The organism is Pricia sp., assembly GCF_041745955.1.
Classification (GTDB): domain Bacteria; phylum Bacteroidota; class Bacteroidia; order Flavobacteriales; family Flavobacteriaceae; genus Pricia.
This window is the reverse complement of record NZ_JBGTHY010000139.1, coordinates 1-18,857: the sequence shown is the minus strand read 5'-3', so window position 1 is coordinate 18,857 and position 18,857 is coordinate 1. Positions and strand designations below refer to the sequence as shown.

Sequence of the window (18,857 nt, the reverse complement as noted above, 5' to 3'; positions counted from 1 at the left end):
GGCCAGGGCGATCGCTTCCTCGAACTTACCGAGCTTAAAGTTCATGTCCGCCTGATAATAGTCCATCTTCTCCTCCAAGATTTCGGGATCCTTGATTTCATCGAAACGCCGGTTGGCCTCATCGTAATCATCCTGTTGATAGGCGATATAACCTTGGTAATATTTGGACTGTGAACCGTATTTCGGGGAATTTTCGACCTTTTGAAGGTAGCTTTCGGCTTCCTTTTGCTTCCCTGAGGAAAATAGGGAATAGCCGTAATTAAAGTTGAACTTGTCCATTTCCCCCCGTGAAAGGGCTTTTTGTTCCACTTTATTGTACCATTTCAGGGCGTACGGATATTTTCCCGTCTCGAAATAATACTCGGCCACATCGACAAAGGCGGAATTCCGTTTGGTAGAGGTCGGATAGTTTTCTACAAAACTTTCCATCAGGCGGTCGGCGCCCAATTGGTTCAGGCGAACGGCGGCATTGGCTTCGAAATAGGCACTGTTTGCCTTGGTCTCGAGATTGTCGGTATTCTCTTTGACCTTTGAAAAAATAGACTGCGCCGCTTGGTATTGCTCGTTGTTGTAGAGCGCCAGGGCATCTTGATAGTTTTTCTGATCGTGGGTGTAGATTTTGGTCTCTTGGGATACCCCAGTAACGGCGATCCCAAAGAAAAGAGGGAGAAATGCGGTGATTTTTTTTAGCATAGTGGTCTTGCTGAAGATATGAATTACCTTAATTAATTTTAATAACGGCGAATATTGCATCTAAGTATATCCACGGGGCGCTTTTCGCTTTTTGCTATGCGCAGTTCGCCAGCATTCGTTGTAAACAAGCGCTTAGTAAAAAGCATTTTGTTAACAGAGCGTGGCTTTTTCAGGTGCAAAGGAAAAAAGAGTATTACTTTTGAAAGAAGTAGTATTGATAATTGATTTTTAATTATGCCAGAAACCATCCTAGAACTAAAAGACGCCGCCATCTTCCAAAAGGAAAGCCTGGTACTGAACGAGGTCAACCTCGATGTCAGAAAGGGGGAATTTGTCTATCTGATCGGAAAAACGGGAAGCGGAAAAAGTAGTTTTATGAAGACGCTCTACGGCGATCTGCCGCTACGGCAGGGCACGGGAAGTATTGTGGACTTCGACCTGACCAAACTCCGTGAAAAAGATATTCCCTTTCTCCGTAGAAAACTCGGCATCGTCTTTCAGGATTTCAAACTCCTCCCCGACCGGAATATCAACAACAACCTATCTTTCGTACTGAAGGCCACAGGCTGGAAAGACACCCATAAAATGGCCCTCAAAATCGAGGATGTGCTCGGCAAGGTCGGTATGAAAACGAAGGGCTTCAAATTCCCGCACGAACTGTCAGGCGGCGAGCAGCAGCGTATCGCCATCGCCCGCGCCCTACTCAACGACCCCGAACTGATATTGGCCGATGAGCCTACCGGGAACCTCGACCCCCAAACCAGTGTAGAAGTCATGAAAGTATTACAGGAAATCCACAAATCGGGCCGTACCATTTTGATGGCGACCCATGATTATGCGCTGATCCTAAAATATCCGTCGAAGACCTTGAAGTGTGATGGGAATAAGATTTTTGAGGTGGTGCAGCGGGCAGTTTAATAGACTACAAGCCTACCGGACTTGACATGTTCCGTTATAACAGCGAAGATTTCCTTCCTATTCCAATTCCAATACCGATTCTGCGATGGCAACTTTTCGGAATTACCAAATAAAACAACACGTTATATTTTGTTACATTTACCACGAAGATAAATCGATTTCCCCATCTAATTTTAGACCAATTTTTTAACTAACTAACTCGAAAATGATATGAAAAGGACAACTTCAACACGAGGTAAAATACCTTTTTCGTCCATATTTCTCTTGCTGATGGCAAGCAGTTCTTGGGCATTCGGTCAAACTGAATATACCTTCACAGGGAATATAACCGATAGTGGCAATAACGCCCCTATTCCGGGTGTATCCGTTTTTTTGGATAATACTTCGTTCGGTGGGGTGACTGATTTCGACGGAAACTACGTCTTTAAGGCGACCTTGGAATCCGATGAATATACACTGATTGCGAGCTATCTTGGGTATTCTACCAAACGCCTGAACGCTAATGCAGGTTCAGATACGGAGATAAATACGGATATAGCACTTACCGAGGATCTATTAAATCTTGACGAGGTAGTTGTTACGGGAAGTACGGTCGGTGTGAACAAAAGAACCTTGGGCAACGCAATTTCCTCGGTAAAATCGGAAGACTTGGTGAATAACGGTGCAACTGCGGTCGACCAGGCTATTTCGGGAAAGATAACGGGAGCCTTGGTGCAACAGAATTCCGGCGATCCTGCGGGCGGTATTAGCATCCGGCTTAGGGGGCCAAGCACGGTTCTCGGTAGCTCGGATCCCCTTTACATTGTAGATGGTATCATCATCAGCAACTCCAGTAACCAGCTAGTGGATACGGGCGGAAACGCCCAGAATAGATTGGCCGACCTGAACCCCAACGATGTCGACCGTATCGAGATTATTAAGGGCGCGGCGGCGGCGGCCATCTATGGCTCAAGGGCGAGTAACGGGGTGGTCCAGATTTTTACAAAGAAGGGGAAATCGGGAGAACCACGATTTAGTTTTTCCACCAATGTCAAGGTGAACGAACTTAGAAAAAAAATTGACTATAATACGGTTCCCCTAGCATGGGAAGATCCATTCGACCGAACGAATCTGGCCACCGTTCCGGCCACCAGATATGATTTGCAGGAAGAATTTTTTGGACCTGGCTTTGGAATTGAAAATTACTTGTCGGTAAGTGGGGGCAACGACAAAACGACCTATTTTATTTCAACTTCACATTTGGACAATGGGGGCATTATCAAGAATACCGATTTCCAAAAATTAGGCTTCAAGACCAACATCACCCAAAAAGCATTCGACTGGCTGACCGTCAATGCGGGGCTGAACTATGTAAGAAGTCAAAGCAATGAAATTCCCAATGGGGGGATCAATTCAGCCTATGGAGCGATTACCGGTTTTATTTTCAGCGATAACTCTATAAATCCTGCGCCCAACGAATTTGGAGTATATCCAGTAACATCTTTACTTGTTCCCAGAACCAATCCGATAGAGGCGGTAAATCGGTTTGAATTTGGTCAAAAGGTAAACCGAATTATAACAAGTGTTGCCCTAGATGCCAAGATTACCGAAAATTTATCCGCTAACTATATTTTGGGTCTCGATTATTTCAACCAATCCGCTACGGCATTTATTCCTATTAACAATACTTCGCCGAACGGCAATGGTTTTGCCCGCAGATCGGATATCAACAATTTTCAGTACAATAGTGACCTGAACCTTTCCTATAAAGCCGACATTAATGACAATATTTCGTCCACCACGACCGTGGGAGGTTCTTGGCAGTACGAAGAGTTCGACAGAATCGGAATAAATGCCGATGGTCTTCCGCCTATTGTGGAGACTGCGACCAGCGGTAGCCTTGTGGAACAGGGCGAAAGTCGTTCCCAAATTTCGTATTGGGGCGCTTTTATTCAGCAATCATTCAGTTTCAAGGACAAATTATATATTAATGGGGCATTGCGTAGCGATGGTGCTTCTACTTTTGGAAAAGACGAGAGAAGTCAATTATATGCAAAAGCCAGTCTTTCGTACATAGTTTCCGAAGAGGAATTTTGGAAAAACGCCCTTGGCGATGTATTCAGTACGTTCAAAATCAGGGGTTCTTGGGGACAAGCTGGAAATTTAACGGCCTTATCGGCCTTTCAGCGTTTTACTTTACTGAACCCGCTTTCCTTGAACGGTTCTCCCGGTCTGATACCAAGTACCCAACAGGGAGATTTGAATGTGGCCCCAGAAAGGCAGGAAGAATTTGAACTCGGGTTCGACGCCGGTTTCTTCAATAATCGGCTGGGCATCGAATTCACCTACTATAAACAAGACGTAACCGATCTTTTATTGCCCAGGGAGCTTGCCCCTTCCACGGGTTTCGGATCTAGATTGGAAAATGTCGGCAATCTTGAAAATAAAGGTTTGGAACTTTTGGTAAAGGGATTGCCGGTGAAGTCCAACGATTTTTCCTGGGATGTAACCGCTACCTACTCAAAAAACGAGAATGTCGTAACGAGCGTGGCAGGTGGAGGACAGTTTGCCCTTGACGGAAGTTTTTCGACCAATTATGTCATTGAGGGCGAACCTCTGGGAGTATTCTATCGACAGTTCTATGCCCGGGACGCAGATGGTAGCATTTCCTTGGATGAAAATGGATATCCCTTTGCCGGTACGACAGATGACGGCGGATCTTCAAAAGTTATCGGGGATCCCAACCCCGAATGGTTCGGTTCGTTGATCAATGAATTTACCTATAAGGATTTCTCATTGCGGGTACAGTTCGACGCCGTTCAAGGTTTTGATGTCTTTAATTGGAACCGAAGGCTGTTGGACAATGTTATCTTTGGGGGAGGTTCTAATATAGGGGAAGAATTACTGGGTAACCGGCCGAAAGGTTTCGGTGGGGCCCAGGCCGGTATTTTTGAGGAATTTATCGAAGATGGATCCTTTGTAAAATTGAGGGAACTGTCCTTAAGCTACAATTTCGAATTGCCATTCAAAACTATCGATAACCTAAAACTAAGCCTGATCGGAAGAAACCTGGTTTCATGGGACGATTACAGCGGATGGGATCCCGAGGTAAATACGGCAGGCCAGAGCAACGGGGTACGTGGCTTCGATTTTGCGGCGGTGCCTATTCCAAGAACGTATCAAATAGGTCTTAGTGTCAACTTTTAAAACATTCGGAACATGAAATATATACTTAAAATAAAGCTGTTTGCCACAATAGGCCTATTACTGATGTCGGTTTCGTGCGAAACGGATTTCAACAACCCCAATGCGGCGACTTCGGAGGAGACATTTTCTTCTAGGGAAGGTATTTTGGCCGCAGCCGTCGGCATGCAACAATTGTATTCGACTACCGGTGTTCGCTGGTTGGTGGAAACCCCGGCAATAAGCACAAGGGAAGGGGGCATAACCACTACGTTCCAGAATATGATTGAGCTCGAGGACGGAGGGGCGACCTTGCCCGACTTCAACTCAAACGTTCAGGGGCTGTGGGCCACCATGTTGCGGGTGGTCAAGATAGCGGAAGATATAGAGGCGAACGTGGCCACAATTGAATTGGAACCAGGTACCCAAAGCGGTCTTCTGGCTCATGCCAAGCTCTTCAAGGCCATGGCTATCGGCAGCTTGGCACAGCACTATCAGCAGGTAATCGTTCAGACCAGCAATGCCAATGATGCGGCTTTCGTTACCCGACAGGAAGCATTCGGATTTGCGATTATGGCATTGAACGAAGCCAAATCAGCGATTGCAGCCACGCCGGTCTCGGCGGAATTTACCAGTTCGGTTACGCTCGACAACATTGACCTCACGAATACGATCAATGCCTTTTTGGCAAGATACAACCTGTTCGCCGGTAATTATGATGCTGCCATTTCAAATGCGGTTAGTATCGATGTATCGTCGGTTTCCACCTTTGTCTACGATTCCCAAAATCTGAACCCTATTTGGGGCAGGGTCTTTTTAAACGATTCCCCGAATTTCAAGCCAAGGGATAATTTCGGATTACCTTCCGAATTTATCTTCGAGGCTGGCGACGGGCGCCTATCCTTTTATTTGGTACCGCTCGATGAAACGAATCAAAACGGACTTCCTATCGAAGACTTGGCAGGTTTCTTTAATGTGAATACAGGTTCAATTCCCGTTTATATTCCTGATGAAATGAACCTCATCATTGCAGAGGCCAACCTCAGAAAAAATTCCCCGGATATTGCCGCGGCAGAGAATGCACTTAACGAAGTTTTGACCGATACCGACGATCCGATAGGTATAAATGCCAATCTTGCACCCTACTCGGGGCCCTCGACCGTCGACGCACTTTTAAATGCCGTATACCAGAACCGAAGAGCGGAACTTTTTCTGACCGGACTCAGCTTAGAAGATAGCAGAAGGTTCGGAAGACCTGAACCAAGTGGTACGGCCATGGATTTTGATGAGGAACGGAACCGGAATTTTTATCCTTACCCCGATACGGAAAGGAACAATAATCCCAATACCCCTGATAATCCAAATATATAAGACAGCTCTAATAATCGCTCAAACTTTTTTAAGGATGCGTATTGCCTAATGTCAGGTCTTTGGTTTATGACCTTTTCTTCGCAGTGCAAACTGTATTACATTGATTTATAAGGATATGCCAAATGAAATCATCAAATCTTGGGAGAAAAACGCCTCCGAATGGGTCAAAGTAATAGATGCACAAAGGATAGCTTCGAGAAAGTTTACCAACCCTGCCATACTCCAGGTTTTAAAGGATACACCGTCGAGAAGAATTTTGGATATCGGTTGTGGGGAGGGATGGCTGACACGGAGCATAACAGCAATGGGGAAACAAGGGGTCGGTCTCGATGCTATCGGTCCACTATTGGAGAACGCCAGGCAAAAAGGACCTGAATCCTTTTATCAAATGAGTTATGAAGATATAATGGCAGGCCGAACGGTTCCAGAAGCTCCCTATGATAGTATTGTTTTCAATTTTTGTCTTTATCAGGATAAAGGACTGACCGAACTGTTCCGTGCTACGAAAAAGGCACTTAGCAGCAATGGTAGCATCGTTGTCCAGACCTTGCACCCCTATTTCCTGCTAGATAATGGCCTGGCATACAAAAGCCAGGCCATTACCGATTCTTGGAAAGGTCTTCCGGGTAATTTTAAGGATGGGCACCGATGGTACGCCCGAACGGTCGAAGATTGGTTTTTCGTTTTCGCGGAGAGCCACATGAAAGTAATCGACCTAAAGGAAATAACGGATGATAAAGGACAGCCCATCTCTCTTATATTAAAAGCAATTTAGATTGAGGATAGGATAGTTGCTACCTTGAAAGAACTTCAGGAAATCCATAAATCCGGTCGTACCATTAGCTGGACGTTAATATTTTGCCTCCTACCGTAAATATCCGTACCTTACCTAGTGCTATCAGTTAATACTGTTGGCCTTTAAACTATCTAATCCATCCATTATGTTTCCAATGTTAGTTCTCGGAGTTCTTTTCGGATTGTTCCTGCTATCGGGGATCCGCATTATTTTTGAATACAAAAGGGCCTTAAAGTTCAGGTTCGGGAAGTATATCAAAACCTTGCAGCCCGGTTTTCGATGGATCATTCCTTTGGTGGAAACGGTACAGACCGTCGATATCCGTGTAATTACCATCAACATTGTCTCCCAAGAGGTAATGACGGAAGACAATGTGCCCTGCAGTATCGACGGGGTGGTATTCTTTAAAATATTAGATCCCGAAAAAGCGGTGCTGGAAGTGGAGGAATACCGGTTTGCGATTACACAATTGTCTCAAGCAGCACTCAGGGACGTCTGCGGGAAGGTAGAATTGGATACCATTCTAAGCAAGCGCGAAGAAATGGGCAATAATATCAAGCAGATCGTAATGCAGGAAACCGTGATCTGGGGTATCGATATCATAGACGTCAAAATCAAGGACATACAATTGCCCGAAAACATGAAGCGGATGATGGCCAACCAAGCGGAGGCCGAACGCTCCCGGAGGGCAAGAATCATCTTGGCGCTCGCCGAGGAACAGGCCGCCGGAAAATTACTGGAAGCAGGGAAACTTATTGACCAATCCCCTTCTGCCATAAAATTAAGGCTCTATCAGACCTTGTCGAATATAGCCGCCGAAAAGAACTCTACCATTCTTTTCCCGTTCCCCGAAGAAGCTCTGCCCAGGAATACTAAAAAAGAGTAGAGCTTATAGTCGATTCCAATAATCAATTCAGCGCAATCTTGAACCTGAACAGCACTATTGGCCAAATCTTGGTCAATGGACAGGAATAGTATGACTTTTACTCTCCGAAATATGTAGTACCGAACTATTAAGACACAAGCAGAAAATCAAGAAAATCACCAGACTAAACAATGCCGAATTTCTTGAGGTCTATGAACTGATTCTTAAAAATGTTGCCATTCTGAACCACTCCATTCTTCCGAAAAAGGATTTTAAACAAGCATTCCAGTACTGTCGAGTTTTTTATTATACGTCGAAGAATACAATGACCCAACAGGATTTTTACTGGCCAGTTCGCCTTTCAATTGAGACCGCTACCTGTTATTTTTGAAAAAAGATATGGCAAAAGCAGCTGATAATCTTTCTGCTTGATCTTGACTGCCATACGATATGCGCCCAATCGGAAATGGGTGACATCTAATAAATCACATGGTTATTTGGTAGGTTACATGGTTCATTTCATAAGTTTCCCAAGAACCCATATAATTTTTGAAGATTAAAGTCGTTAGAAACTCTCAGAGAAGTTTCAATTTTCCTACATAACCATACAGAGATTGTATTAGAATGCATAAAGTTTCCCAAATATTATCCGCCGTCTGCGCGCCATTGTTATTCTACAATACGGCCTTTGCCAATAGAACCGTTTGGACCGAGGTCAAGCCCCATCCTATATCGCGCCCTGCCATCGTGCCATTTTCAGAAGGTAAGCCCGAAATGTTCGAAGGTCCCAAATACGATACATCCTTTATGAGCGTATCGATGGCACCACTGACGCTAAAGTAAAATTCGATATGCACAGGATACCGAATTGGATAGACGTGTTCTGGTCCGTGCTCAAAAGGTTTAATACGACACTATTTAGTTGAATCGCGTCCAATTTCCTAGCTGCTATCGCTTACATTGCCGATTAAAAATCTAACAAAACCATGAACTCAAGTTAACTTCATTTATATAAAAAAAAAGCCCCCGATGAAAACAAATATTTTTGCCAAGTATAGGCTGATTATAATAGTAATGCTCTGTAGCTGGACAGGTGTTACTGTATTCGCCCAGGGAGATAGCTACCGTGTCATGGAAGTTGTTGAAGTAGTATTTAATAGCCAGCAACAATATGATAACGCCTATATGGAGGTAGATGTATGGATCGAATTAAAAAAATCCGGATCGGCAAACGAGGTATATCGTATCCCTGTATTCTGGGATGGTGGAAATGTCTTTCGCGGCCGTTTGGTCGCCTCCTCACCTGGAAACTGGACGTGGAGAATAATCAATGAGACCGTCGATAATTCGGATCGGGGCTTTACTGGGAAAAGCGGCTCATTTACCGCTGTTGCCGCAGATGTACGTACGAATCCCAATAACCGCGGGTTTATAAAAGTTGACCCAAATACAAACCGAACCTTACAGTACACCGATGGTACCCCGTTCTTTTATACGGCAGACACTTCTTGGTCTGCACTGACAGGGGTATTTGGTTTTGATAAAGCAAATGACATTACCGGGATATCTTTTAAAGACTATATTTTGGCAAGAAAAAAGCAGGGGTTCAACGGGCTTAATGTAATCGCTAGTTTTCCGGATGATACCTATCTGCAGCAGCGGGGAAGAAACTTGGACCGGCCAGGTACTGAATCGGGGTTGTGGTCAAGTAAGACTTGGGGGAAGAAAACAGCGCCTAGCGGAGAGACCCCCTTCGAGTTGAAACGCCGGGGACAACAGGTGACCGATGCGATTAAAGAAGTCGACTATAAAAGAATCGTACCGGAATATTGGCAGGCCGTGGACGAACGAATGCAGTTTTTGGCCGACCAAGGATTCGTGACTTTATTTGAATCCGTTCGTCGGCACGAGCGTTGGCCATTTCGCGCGCAGGGTGAAAAAAATGCCTTTTATAATTATATCCGTTATCTCTGGGCGCGCTATGGCTGCTATAACATGATCTTTAGTTGGGTGCACCACGATACGAATTCTAACAATGTCTACCCTCATTGGCGAGAACTGGTTCGGCACGCACACTCAAAACTAAGTGCACAGCTGGGAAATCGGATGCCTTATGGTCAACCAAGAACCGCAATGTCTTATAATACATCCCTAAATAATTGGGAAAAAGATATACCTAGTGCCCTGGACCTACAGAACGTTAGTAACGCCGCAAGGGATGAAGACATGCATATTTGGCTGCGGGATATATATCGTAGTCGAACGGCAAAACCTGCCCTGAATTTGGAACCATTTTACCCGGGCTGGGGTTTACATTCCGATAATGACATCAAAAAAGGTCTAGATGATACCACCATGGCCCAAATGCAAATGTATGGTTCCGTGCTAAGCGGTGGCCTGGCAGGCCATGCTTGGGGAGATGCGTGGTATGCGGGAGCGGCGGCTTCAACCGGAAGGAGCCGGGAGAATGGAGGTACGATCGTGCCTGAAAACGATCCACAGGTCAATGCGCTAAACCGATTTGATTCTCAAGCCATGGGCCACCTAAGGCGTTTTATATTGGATTCCGGCCACGAGTATCAAAGATTGATACCGGCGGCGCATACGAACCTAAGCGACAACCAGGGCTTCGTACATACATTGTCGTTATCCAATGATAAGAAGTTTGGCCTAGGATTTTTTACTGCTGATGCCAGGCCCAATCCCACACCACTTCCTGCGCTAACCAATCTAATAGCGTCGGAAACCTATGTCTTTCAATGGTGGGATGTCACTAATGGGGGGTGGATTTCTGCAGGTAATATTACCGCAAACAGTGCGGGCAGACTGCAACCACCTTCCTTGCCGAACAATGATCGTGCAAAAAATTGGGCGTATCGAATCCGATCGGAGGACCAGGCAACGGAGGAACCGGTGGCGGAAAAACCAGAGGATAATAATTTTGTCCTCCGAATCAATTCCGGAGGCGGGGAGGTAACCTATAAAGGGGATACGTTCTCGGCGGACAATTATTCCGATGCGGGCAGCACCTTAGAAAGGTCTCAGACAGGCCTTGACGCCCCGTTCAAGACCTTTCGTTATAGCAGTAGCCAAGTGATGGGCTATGATATTCCCCTGAACAATGCGGAATATACGGTGAGGCTTCATTTTGCCGAGCTGTGGTTCGACGCCACCGGCGGGGGCAGTGGCGGCAGGGGCAGCAGAGTCTTCGATGTGCGCATGGAGGGCGACTTGGTGGAGGACGATCTGGATGTTTACGCCAAGGTCGGAGCAGATGCCCTGCTCACAAGAACGTACAAGGTAAGTGTCACGGATGGGGAATTGGATATAGATTTTTCGGCCTTGGCCTCTGATGGGGGGACCCGACACCCCATAATCAATGCCATTGAGATTTTGAAGACCGAAGACAGTGCCCCACCGGTAAAAGAAAGCGACTCACCATTAGAAGATGGTTTAGTCGGACACTGGGGATTGGATGATTCAAGTGGTCTAAGGGCGACGGATTCTAGCGGTAATCAACGTCACGGTACGTTGATGGGTGGTATAGACTTTAAACGTAATTCTGTGGACGGGGTGGTACAAAGCGCATTGGATTTTCCTAATGTGAAGGATTTCATAACCCTTCCGGATATTGACCGATCGGTTGATGATCAGTTTACGTTAGCTGCCTGGATAAACCCGGAACGCACCACCGGTGATTATCAGGGAATAGCCGGGACCCATACCGCCGGAGGGTTTATGACATTCGTTCATAACGGTTCACTCGCTTTTGCGTTACATACCGATGAGGGGCGCAAGCTCCTGAGACACGGTACTATAGTTGCAAACCGGTGGCAGCATATCGCGGTTTCCTACGATGGCAGTACCATGACCTGGTTTGTTGATGGGGATGAAGTTGGAAGCGAGGGGCATACCGGACAAGTTTTAGATCGTAATGTTGGGTATATCGGTTGGTCGGGATGGAGTGAAGAATACTTTGAAGGGGGTATTGATGATGTGCGGTTGTTCAACAATGCACTTACCGAACAACAAGTAGTTTCCCTGTTTGAAGAAGGTAATGTCAACACTACGCCGGTGTATTTAGCTTCAAAGGCTAATCTATCGATGGAAGGCATGGAAAATTTGACGGCTGAAAGTGTCCAAGCGGGGTTCGTACACCCCAACCCCACCAAGGGTAGTTTCAGAATAACCGGTATACCTTCAGGGGCAAAGGAGATCGTGGTTGCGGATTCCTCGGGTCGTGTGCTAATCACCTTGCAAACGGATAAAGAAGAGCCCGAGTTGGATCTTTCGGCCTATCCCGATGGTACCATCTACATAGTCAAAGTGGTGCAAAACGGATCGGAACGGACTTTTAAAGTGGTCAAGGAATAGCCATAGTTGACAAAAGAATTTCTCTCCACAAAATTAAGAATGAACCGCGGCACTTTTGTCGTGGTTCATTTTTTAATTCTATACGGTCGTAGTTGTCATGGTACGTATTAAAAGAGAGTTCAGCGGAGATCTAAAGATCGATAAGCATTGTTAACATTATTCCGACGGCCAGCCCACCTATATTAATGGCCGAGTAGCCTTTATTTCGTTTTAGATTCCGCAACGCGATTTTGAGATATGTTTTAAACATGATTTTATTTTATCCACCAATCCTGGGAGGGCTTTGTTTTTACTATTATTATAAATGTGTTTTGGCCTGTAAACACTTATAGCGATGCCGCAAACCTATTAATCTGTAAATCAATTTATTATACTCTATTTCGTTAAATCAGATTTTATATAGTGTCAAAATATTTTACAGAAGGTGTCCAATAACTTTCCATAGCTTTGAAGACCCGGTCTTCGTTCCCATATCAACTGGCCTATGATCAGAAAAAAACGCGTCTACAAAGCCGATAAAAAGGTAAATCCGTTTATCGGGGTGCTGCTATTCTTGATTTCCATTGTGCTATTGGCGATTACCGGGCCCCTTGGTTTTGTCTACGGATTTTTTCGTAGCCTCTTTAGAAAGGGATTTAAAGGGATAGGCGAATATTTACTGAAGATTGCCATTTCGGTCGATCAATTGGGCAACGTGATGATGCAGCACCTGTTGAACACCTTATGGGTCAAAAAAGGACGCTATAATTTCGGAAACCGCGACGAAACCATATCAAGTGCCTTGGGACGGAATAAAAAATTGGGTACCTTGACCGGTTTTGGCAACTGGATTGATAAACTGCTTGATGTTATCGATCCCAACCACTCGTTGAACTCCATCGATTATTACATAGAACCGTCCGAACAGGTCATCGACAAATTGGCGTGGATCCATATCGTGGACGGTCGTATTTTGATGACCCGCACCGAGGGACGTGAAAAATATTACATTCCCGGGGGCAAACGGGAGATTGGGGAAAGCGATGCCAAGGCTCTTTTTCGGGAAATCAAGGAGGAATTGAGCGTAGAAATAGAAATTGCTTCCCTCTTTTTTATAGGTATCTTCGAGGCGCAGGCCGACGGCCATAAACCCGGCATCTTGGTGCGGATGACCTGCTATTCGGCATCCTACCAAGGCGAATTGCAACCCGATTCCGAAATCGTGGAAATGGTGTGGCTTAACTATAAGGATAGGCACATGGTCTCGGAAGTCGATATGCTGATTTTCGATTTTTTGAAGGTAAAAGGGCAATTGGAGTAGAAATTATCAGTGAATCCCTAACTCGCCCGGCAGGCAGGTCTGTGCTATAGTTGCGTATTTCTGCCTTGTCGTCAGGCAGATATAACCTTGAACGTTAGGTTATTACTCAGAGATTCCCTAAGAATCTTAGAGGTTCATAGAAGTTAAAATAAGAACTATGCTAAATTACTTTCGCTTTATAGTGTTTTTGGTGGTGCTAGGATGTAAGGAAGAAAGTACGCCATCCAAAATGAAGGTCCGTCCCAACATCCTATTTATCGCCGTTGATGACCTTCGAAACGAATTGGGTGCCTACGGTAGTATCGCTAAATCTCCCAATATGGATGCTCTGGCCGTGGAAGGCATCCTTTTTACCCACCATTATGTTCAAGTACCTACTTGTGGGGCCTCAAGGCACGCGCTTTTAACCGGATACCGTCCCTCAAAACCCATCCATTTATCCAATAATGCGATTGCCGAAGAACTTTCGGGAAAGTCGGAGAATTCCATTCCCGAAACCTTCATCCATCGGTTCAAGCAGGTTGGCTATCACACGGTGGGTATCGGAAAAATCAGCCACTCCGCAGATGGCTATGTATACGGATACGAAGAACCGGTATCCGAAAAAAGGGAACTGCCCCACAGCTGGAGCGAGCTGCTTTTCGATGCCGGAAAATGGGAGACGGGATGGAACGCTTTCTTCGGATATGCCAATGGCGAGAACCGACAGAGCCTCAATAAACAGGTCAAGCCCTATGAAGCCGGAGAGGTCGAAGATGATGGCTATCCGGATGGATTGACCGTGAATCTTGCCCTATCCAAATTAAAAGAACTTAAGAAAAAAGAAAAACCCTTTTTCATGGGCGTCGGATTCTTCAAGCCCCACCTGCCTTTCAACGCACCAAAAAAATATTGGGATCTGTATGATCGGGAAGAGATTCCTGTTTCCGACAATCCCGGAATCCCGGAAAACGTCAATTTAGCAAGCCTGCACGAGAGCGGGGAATTCAATCAATACGCCCTAGGTGATGAAAAGGCCGGCTTGGGCGCCTCGGTTTCCGATGCCTACGCCAAAAAATTGCGGCACGGCTATCTAGCCTCCATTAGCTATATCGACGCCCAAATCGGGAAACTGCGGCAAGAACTCAAAAGATTGGAATTGGATGAAAACACTATCATCGTCATCTGGGGCGACCACGGCTGGCATTTGGGCGACCAACGCGTCTGGGGCAAGCATACCCTCTTCGAAAATGCCCTTAAAAGCACCTTGATCATTAAAACGCCCTACGCCGAGCATCACCATAAAAAAGTGGACGCCATCGTAGAAAGTGTAGACCTCTACCCTACTCTTTTAGAGCTGTCCGATATTCCCCTGAACCATAAAGTCGACGGGGAGAGTTTGTTGCCCTTAATGGTTTCTGACGATTCGAAAGACCAAGGAACGGCCTACGGGTATTTCAAAAACGGTATTTCACTGCGTACGCCCGATTACAGATTGACAAAATATTTTAGGGACGAAGAGCCTGTAATCGAACTTTATGACCATTCCGGAGATAGCCCCGAGGATAAAAATATCGCCGCCGAACGGCCGGAAATCGTGCAGCGATTGATACCGGTTTTGGAGGAGGGGGAGTGGTGGGTTCCAATGAGACAATAATCTTTCCACCATTTTGAACGTGAATGTAATTTACATTTTAAACAAATTTATCTACAATAAACAACAAAAAAACAAACATTCCACTACAAGCAAAAGTTTTCGTAAATTCCCATCTCAAATTTTTAACACATTTAGATGGAAGTTCTTGGTATTGACGTCGGTGGTTCCGGCATGAAAGGCGGTATTGTAAACACCGAAACTGGTGAGATGATCTCGGAGCGGCATCGTATTCCCACCCCTGAATCAAGGAAACCCGAAGAGATGGCCGAAGTCATCGCCGAAATCGTCAAACACTTCGATTACAAGGGCAAGGTGGGCTGTGGGTTTCCGACTGTAATCAAAAAAGGCGTCTGCAAATCACCCGGAAATCTGGACGAGAGCTGGTTGGGCGTCAATATCGAGGAGTTGTTCGAAGAAAAAACGGGACTCGACTTTACGGTCGTCAACGATGCCGATATCGCCGGTTATGCCTCCATGGAATACGGAGTCGGGAAAGGAGTAGAAGGTCTGGTCGTTATGATTACCATCGGTACCGGATTGGGTAGCGGGGCTTTTTATAATGGAAAATTGATTCCCAATTTCGAATTGGGCCAGATTCCCTATAAAAAGTACAAAAAAATCGAACTTTGGGCGGCGGCTTCGGCCAAGGAGCGCGAGGGATTGTCCTATAAGAAATGGGGCAAGCGGTTCAACAAATTCCTGAAATATGTAGACCTTATTATAGCACCTGACCTTATTCTTTTGGGGGGTGGCACTTCAAAGGATTTTGACGAGTTCAAGAAATATATCACCATCGAAACCCCCGTTATACCCGCGGAACTGGAAAACCATGCGGGGATTATTGGCGCGGCGGCTGCGGCGGTCCATAGCATTCCAATGGATTAATTCGCAAAGGGACCAAACACCATTCATCAAAAAAGACCCAACCGATGTTTTCATCTATTGGGTCTTTTGTTTTAACAGATGTTTAGTCTTTCTGGAATGCTAAAGATCTAAACCGTTGGTACCTCTTACACTATTTTATTCCGCTTACGATCATTCTCCGTCAAATAAATCTTGCGAAGTCGCAAATGCTTCGGTGTTACCTCAACATATTCATCCTTTTGGATATATTCCAAGGCCTCTTCCAATGAAAATTTGATGGCGGGAACGATTTTCGCCTTGTCGTCAGCTCCGGAAGAACGTACGTTGGACAATTTTTTGGTCTTCGTGATATTTATGGTCATATCATCGCCACGGGAATTCTCGCCGATAACCTGTCCCTCATAAATATCCTCGCCCGGATCTACGAAAAACTTGCCTCGGTCCTGTAGTTTGTCTATGGAATAGGGAATCGCTTTTCCTTTTTCCATCGAAACCAATGAACCGTTCTGACGTTGTGGAATATCGCCTTTCATGGGTTGGTATTCCAAGAAACGGTGTGCCATGATGGCCTCACCGGCGGTAGCGGTCAACAATTGGTTACGTAGGCCGATTATACCACGGGACGGAATCAAAAATTCGCAGATCATACGATTGCCCTTGGCTTCCATACTGGTCATTTCCCCTTTTCGTATCGATACCATTTCCACCGCTTTTCCGGAAACTTCCTCCGGCAGGTCGATGGTCAATGCTTCGATAGGCTCACATTTTACACCGTCGATTTCCTTAATAATAACCTGCGGCTGGCCAATCTGCATTTCATACCCTTCGCGACGCATGGTCTCGATCAATACGGACAAGTGCAAAACGCCCCGGCCGAACACCAAAAATTTATCGGCACTGTCCGTCGGGTTGACCCTTAGGGCCAAGTTTTTCTCAAGCTCAAGCTCCAACCGCTCCTTAATATGGCGGGAAGTAACGAATTTACCGTCCTTACCAAAAAACGGACTATCATTAATGGTAAACAACATACTCATCGTTGGCTCGTCAATGGCGATGGTCTTTAAACCTTCCGGATTTTCCAGGTCGGCAATGGTATCGCCGATATCGAAACCTTCAAGACCCACAATGGCACAGATATCGCCCGTGACCACTTCCTGTACTTTTTTACGACCGAGACCTTCGAAAGTAAATAGTTCCTTAATTTTCGATTTTACGATGCTTCCGTTCCTTTTCACCAAAGAGATCTGCTGGCCCTCTTTCAAACTACCGCGTTGCAATCTTCCGATGGCAATCCGTCCGGTAAAAGATGAAAAATCCAATGAAGTTATCAGCATCTGGGTATTTCCCTCTTCGGGTACGAAGGTGGGGATATGCTCGATGACCATATCCAACAAAGGTTCGATATTGTTGGTCTCATTTCTCCAATCGTCGCTCATCCAGTTGTGTTTCGCGGAACCATAGACTACGGGGAAATCCAACTGCCACTCCTCTGCCCCAAGTTCATACATCAGGTCGAATACTTTTTCATGCACCTCTTCTGGCGTACAGTTTTGCTTGTCCACCTTATTGATGACCACACAGGGCTTCAATCCCAAATCGATCGCTTTTTGGAGTACAAAACGTGTCTGCGGCATCGGGCCCTCAAAGGCATCCACTAACAAGAGCACACCATCGGCCATATTCAGAACACGCTCGACCTCGCCTCCAAAATCAGCGTGGCCAGGGGTGTCGATGATATTGATCTTGGCATCTTTATAGACTACCGATACATTTTTTGAGGTAATGGTAATGCCACGCTCACGTTCGAGATCATTATTATCTAGAATAAGGTCACCGGTATTTTCGTTGTCGCGAAAAAGATGGCAGTGGTACATAATCTTATCGACCAAGGTAGTCTTACCGTGGTCTACGTGGGCAATAATGGCAATGTTCTTTGTTGTTGACATAAAATTATGTGATATTTACGGTCTCGTTTTCGAGCGTGCAAAGATACCGCTAATTTCGCTCGGTTCGACCAAAGTCGTGTAATTTTTATTTTGTTGATTTTTAGGGGATTAATTTACTTACGTTTGGTTAACACCCAGCCAAGTCTGGCATCTAAAAAAGGAATAAAATAGGCATCAAAATCATCGACATAAATTCCGGGACCGCAATTACGTCAACTTTACTAAAATTTCTCGCGCTTATGGTTCGAAAGCCGGTTTCCGTGATTTTCGCTTGGTCGCCACCCATCCGAAATTGAAACCGAAAAGTGGACCGTAACCTGAGGGCACTCCATCGCCCCGATAATAACCCACGCCTAGTTCCACATTAAAATTGAAGCCTTTCGGATACGTTCTTTGGACACCGTACGCCATCCCATAAAATCCCATGTTGAAATCGCTGGGACCTTCAATGTTGGTATCTATACGAAGCTGGGAAAAGAAAATAGCCTGTGCCGCGGCTATATAGTTTCCGGAATTTCCGGAAACGTTCTTGTCCATTCTGATTCGCCTTTTGAAATTGTGGTAGTACCGATAGCGGTTGTTCATGGCCAAACCGTAAGCCCAGCCTTCTTGATAGGTGGCGAGTGCCAATCCCAAACTGGTCGACACGCTTTGGTTTTTGAAGAGTCCCAGTTCGTAACTTAATCCTGGGTATAACAGATCGAACTTGAATTGATGACGCTCTAAATTAATAAGTTCGAAAGGTTTTGTGGGTTGCTCCACTTGTGCGAATACGCTGGAATAAGCAAGCATTAAGATAGCGCATATCGAAAAAAATGCTTTCTTGTCCATTAGTATTGGATTGGCGTCCATCGAATCTAAAAACTAAATCACAGTTTTCCAGTATATTTGAGGAAAATTTAAGATATGGACCTTTCGCTTATCCCCAAACT

The 18,857-nt window shown here is 45.5% G+C and carries 13 protein-coding genes; 9 read left to right on the top strand and 4 right to left on the bottom strand.

The annotated features are described in order from the left end of the window. On the bottom strand, positions 1 to 693 hold a 693-nt coding region (locus tag ACEW8S_RS05035), incomplete at its 3' end, for a tetratricopeptide repeat protein (protein WP_373517091.1). 234 nt (positions 694 to 927) lie between these two features. On the opposite strand from ACEW8S_RS05035, the gene ACEW8S_RS05030 reads away from it, so the two are divergent. The 5 genes from ACEW8S_RS05030 (at position 928) to ACEW8S_RS05010 (ending at position 7,826) form a co-directional block, all read left to right on the top strand. After that, a complete protein-coding gene (locus tag ACEW8S_RS05030) occupies positions 928 to 1,611 on the top strand; it encodes a cell division ATP-binding protein FtsE (protein ID WP_373517090.1) in 684 nt (227 codons plus the stop codon). A 210-nt stretch (positions 1,612 to 1,821) separates the two neighbouring features. Continuing rightward, a complete protein-coding gene (locus ACEW8S_RS05025; protein ID WP_373517089.1) occupies positions 1,822 to 4,797 on the top strand; it encodes a SusC/RagA family TonB-linked outer membrane protein in 2,976 nt (991 codons plus the stop codon). Positions 4,798 to 4,809: 12 nt separating this feature from the next. Continuing rightward, on the top strand, positions 4,810 to 6,144 hold the full coding sequence (locus ACEW8S_RS05020) for a hypothetical protein (RefSeq protein WP_373517088.1): 1,335 nt from the start codon (positions 4,810 to 4,812) through the stop codon (positions 6,142 to 6,144). A gap of 100 nt (positions 6,145 to 6,244) precedes the next feature. Continuing rightward, entirely contained in the window at positions 6,245 to 6,919 is a 675-nt protein-coding gene (locus ACEW8S_RS05015) for a class I SAM-dependent methyltransferase (protein ID WP_373517087.1), read from the top strand. Positions 6,920 to 7,085: 166 nt separating this feature from the next. Then, positions 7,086 to 7,826 carry a slipin family protein gene (locus ACEW8S_RS05010; protein ID WP_373517086.1) on the top strand — a complete coding sequence of 247 codons (741 nt, stop codon included), beginning with the start codon at positions 7,086 to 7,088 and terminating at the stop codon, positions 7,824 to 7,826. A gap of 653 nt (positions 7,827 to 8,479) precedes the next feature. Here ACEW8S_RS05010 and ACEW8S_RS05005 read toward each other — a convergent pair. Further along, the gene (locus ACEW8S_RS05005) at positions 8,480 to 8,662 is read right to left on the bottom strand and encodes a hypothetical protein (RefSeq protein WP_373517085.1); all 183 of its coding nucleotides are present in this window, start codon (positions 8,660 to 8,662) and stop codon (positions 8,480 to 8,482) included. 172 nt (positions 8,663 to 8,834) lie between these two features. Here ACEW8S_RS05005 and ACEW8S_RS05000 point away from each other — a divergent pair, with 172 nt between their 5' ends. The 4 genes from ACEW8S_RS05000 to ppgK all read left to right on the top strand — a co-directional run bounded on the left by ACEW8S_RS05000 (position 8,835) and on the right by ppgK (position 16,000). Further along, a complete protein-coding gene (locus ACEW8S_RS05000; RefSeq protein ID WP_373517084.1) occupies positions 8,835 to 12,179 on the top strand; it encodes a malectin domain-containing carbohydrate-binding protein in 3,345 nt (1,114 codons plus the stop codon). Between the two features lie 484 nt (positions 12,180 to 12,663). Further along, positions 12,664 to 13,479 (top strand): NUDIX domain-containing protein, encoded by an 816-nt coding sequence (locus ACEW8S_RS04995; protein ID WP_373517083.1) that lies wholly within the window; start codon positions 12,664 to 12,666, stop codon positions 13,477 to 13,479. A 157-nt stretch (positions 13,480 to 13,636) separates the two neighbouring features. After that, complete coding sequence (locus tag ACEW8S_RS04990) at positions 13,637 to 15,115, top strand: sulfatase (protein ID WP_373517082.1); 1,479 nt, start codon at positions 13,637 to 13,639, stop codon at positions 15,113 to 15,115. 135 nt (positions 15,116 to 15,250) lie between these two features. Continuing rightward, positions 15,251 to 16,000, top strand: coding sequence for a polyphosphate--glucose phosphotransferase (gene ppgK / locus ACEW8S_RS04985; RefSeq protein ID WP_373517081.1), 750 nt, complete (start codon positions 15,251 to 15,253; stop codon positions 15,998 to 16,000). A gap of 125 nt (positions 16,001 to 16,125) precedes the next feature. Here ppgK and typA read toward each other — a convergent pair whose 3' ends face one another. Continuing rightward, positions 16,126 to 17,925 carry a translational GTPase TypA gene (gene typA / locus ACEW8S_RS04980; RefSeq protein ID WP_373517080.1) on the bottom strand — a complete coding sequence of 600 codons (1,800 nt, stop codon included), beginning with the start codon at positions 17,923 to 17,925 and terminating at the stop codon, positions 16,126 to 16,128. A gap of 237 nt (positions 17,926 to 18,162) precedes the next feature. Continuing rightward, complete coding sequence (locus ACEW8S_RS04975) at positions 18,163 to 18,756, bottom strand: hypothetical protein (RefSeq protein ID WP_373517079.1); 594 nt, start codon at positions 18,754 to 18,756, stop codon at positions 18,163 to 18,165. Between the last annotated feature and the right edge of the window lie 101 nt (positions 18,757 to 18,857).

Coding starts and splice junctions, on each gene's coding strand:
- ACEW8S_RS05010 (WP_373517086.1), top strand. CDS start 7,086: ATGTTTCCAATGTTAGTTCTCGGAGTTCTTTTCGGATTGTTCCTGCTA.
- ACEW8S_RS04975 (WP_373517079.1), bottom strand. CDS start 18,756: ATGGACAAGAAAGCATTTTTTTCGATATGCGCTATCTTAATGCTTGCT.
- ACEW8S_RS05000 (WP_373517084.1), top strand. CDS start 8,835: ATGAAAACAAATATTTTTGCCAAGTATAGGCTGATTATAATAGTAATG.
- ppgK (WP_373517081.1), top strand. CDS start 15,251: ATGGAAGTTCTTGGTATTGACGTCGGTGGTTCCGGCATGAAAGGCGGT.
- ACEW8S_RS04990 (WP_373517082.1), top strand. CDS start 13,637: ATGCTAAATTACTTTCGCTTTATAGTGTTTTTGGTGGTGCTAGGATGT.
- ACEW8S_RS05025 (WP_373517089.1), top strand. CDS start 1,822: ATGAAAAGGACAACTTCAACACGAGGTAAAATACCTTTTTCGTCCATA.
- typA (WP_373517080.1), bottom strand. CDS start 17,925: ATGTCAACAACAAAGAACATTGCCATTATTGCCCACGTAGACCACGGT.
- ACEW8S_RS05020 (WP_373517088.1), top strand. CDS start 4,810: ATGAAATATATACTTAAAATAAAGCTGTTTGCCACAATAGGCCTATTA.
- ACEW8S_RS05030 (WP_373517090.1), top strand. CDS start 928: ATGCCAGAAACCATCCTAGAACTAAAAGACGCCGCCATCTTCCAAAAG.
- ACEW8S_RS04995 (WP_373517083.1), top strand. CDS start 12,664: ATGATCAGAAAAAAACGCGTCTACAAAGCCGATAAAAAGGTAAATCCG.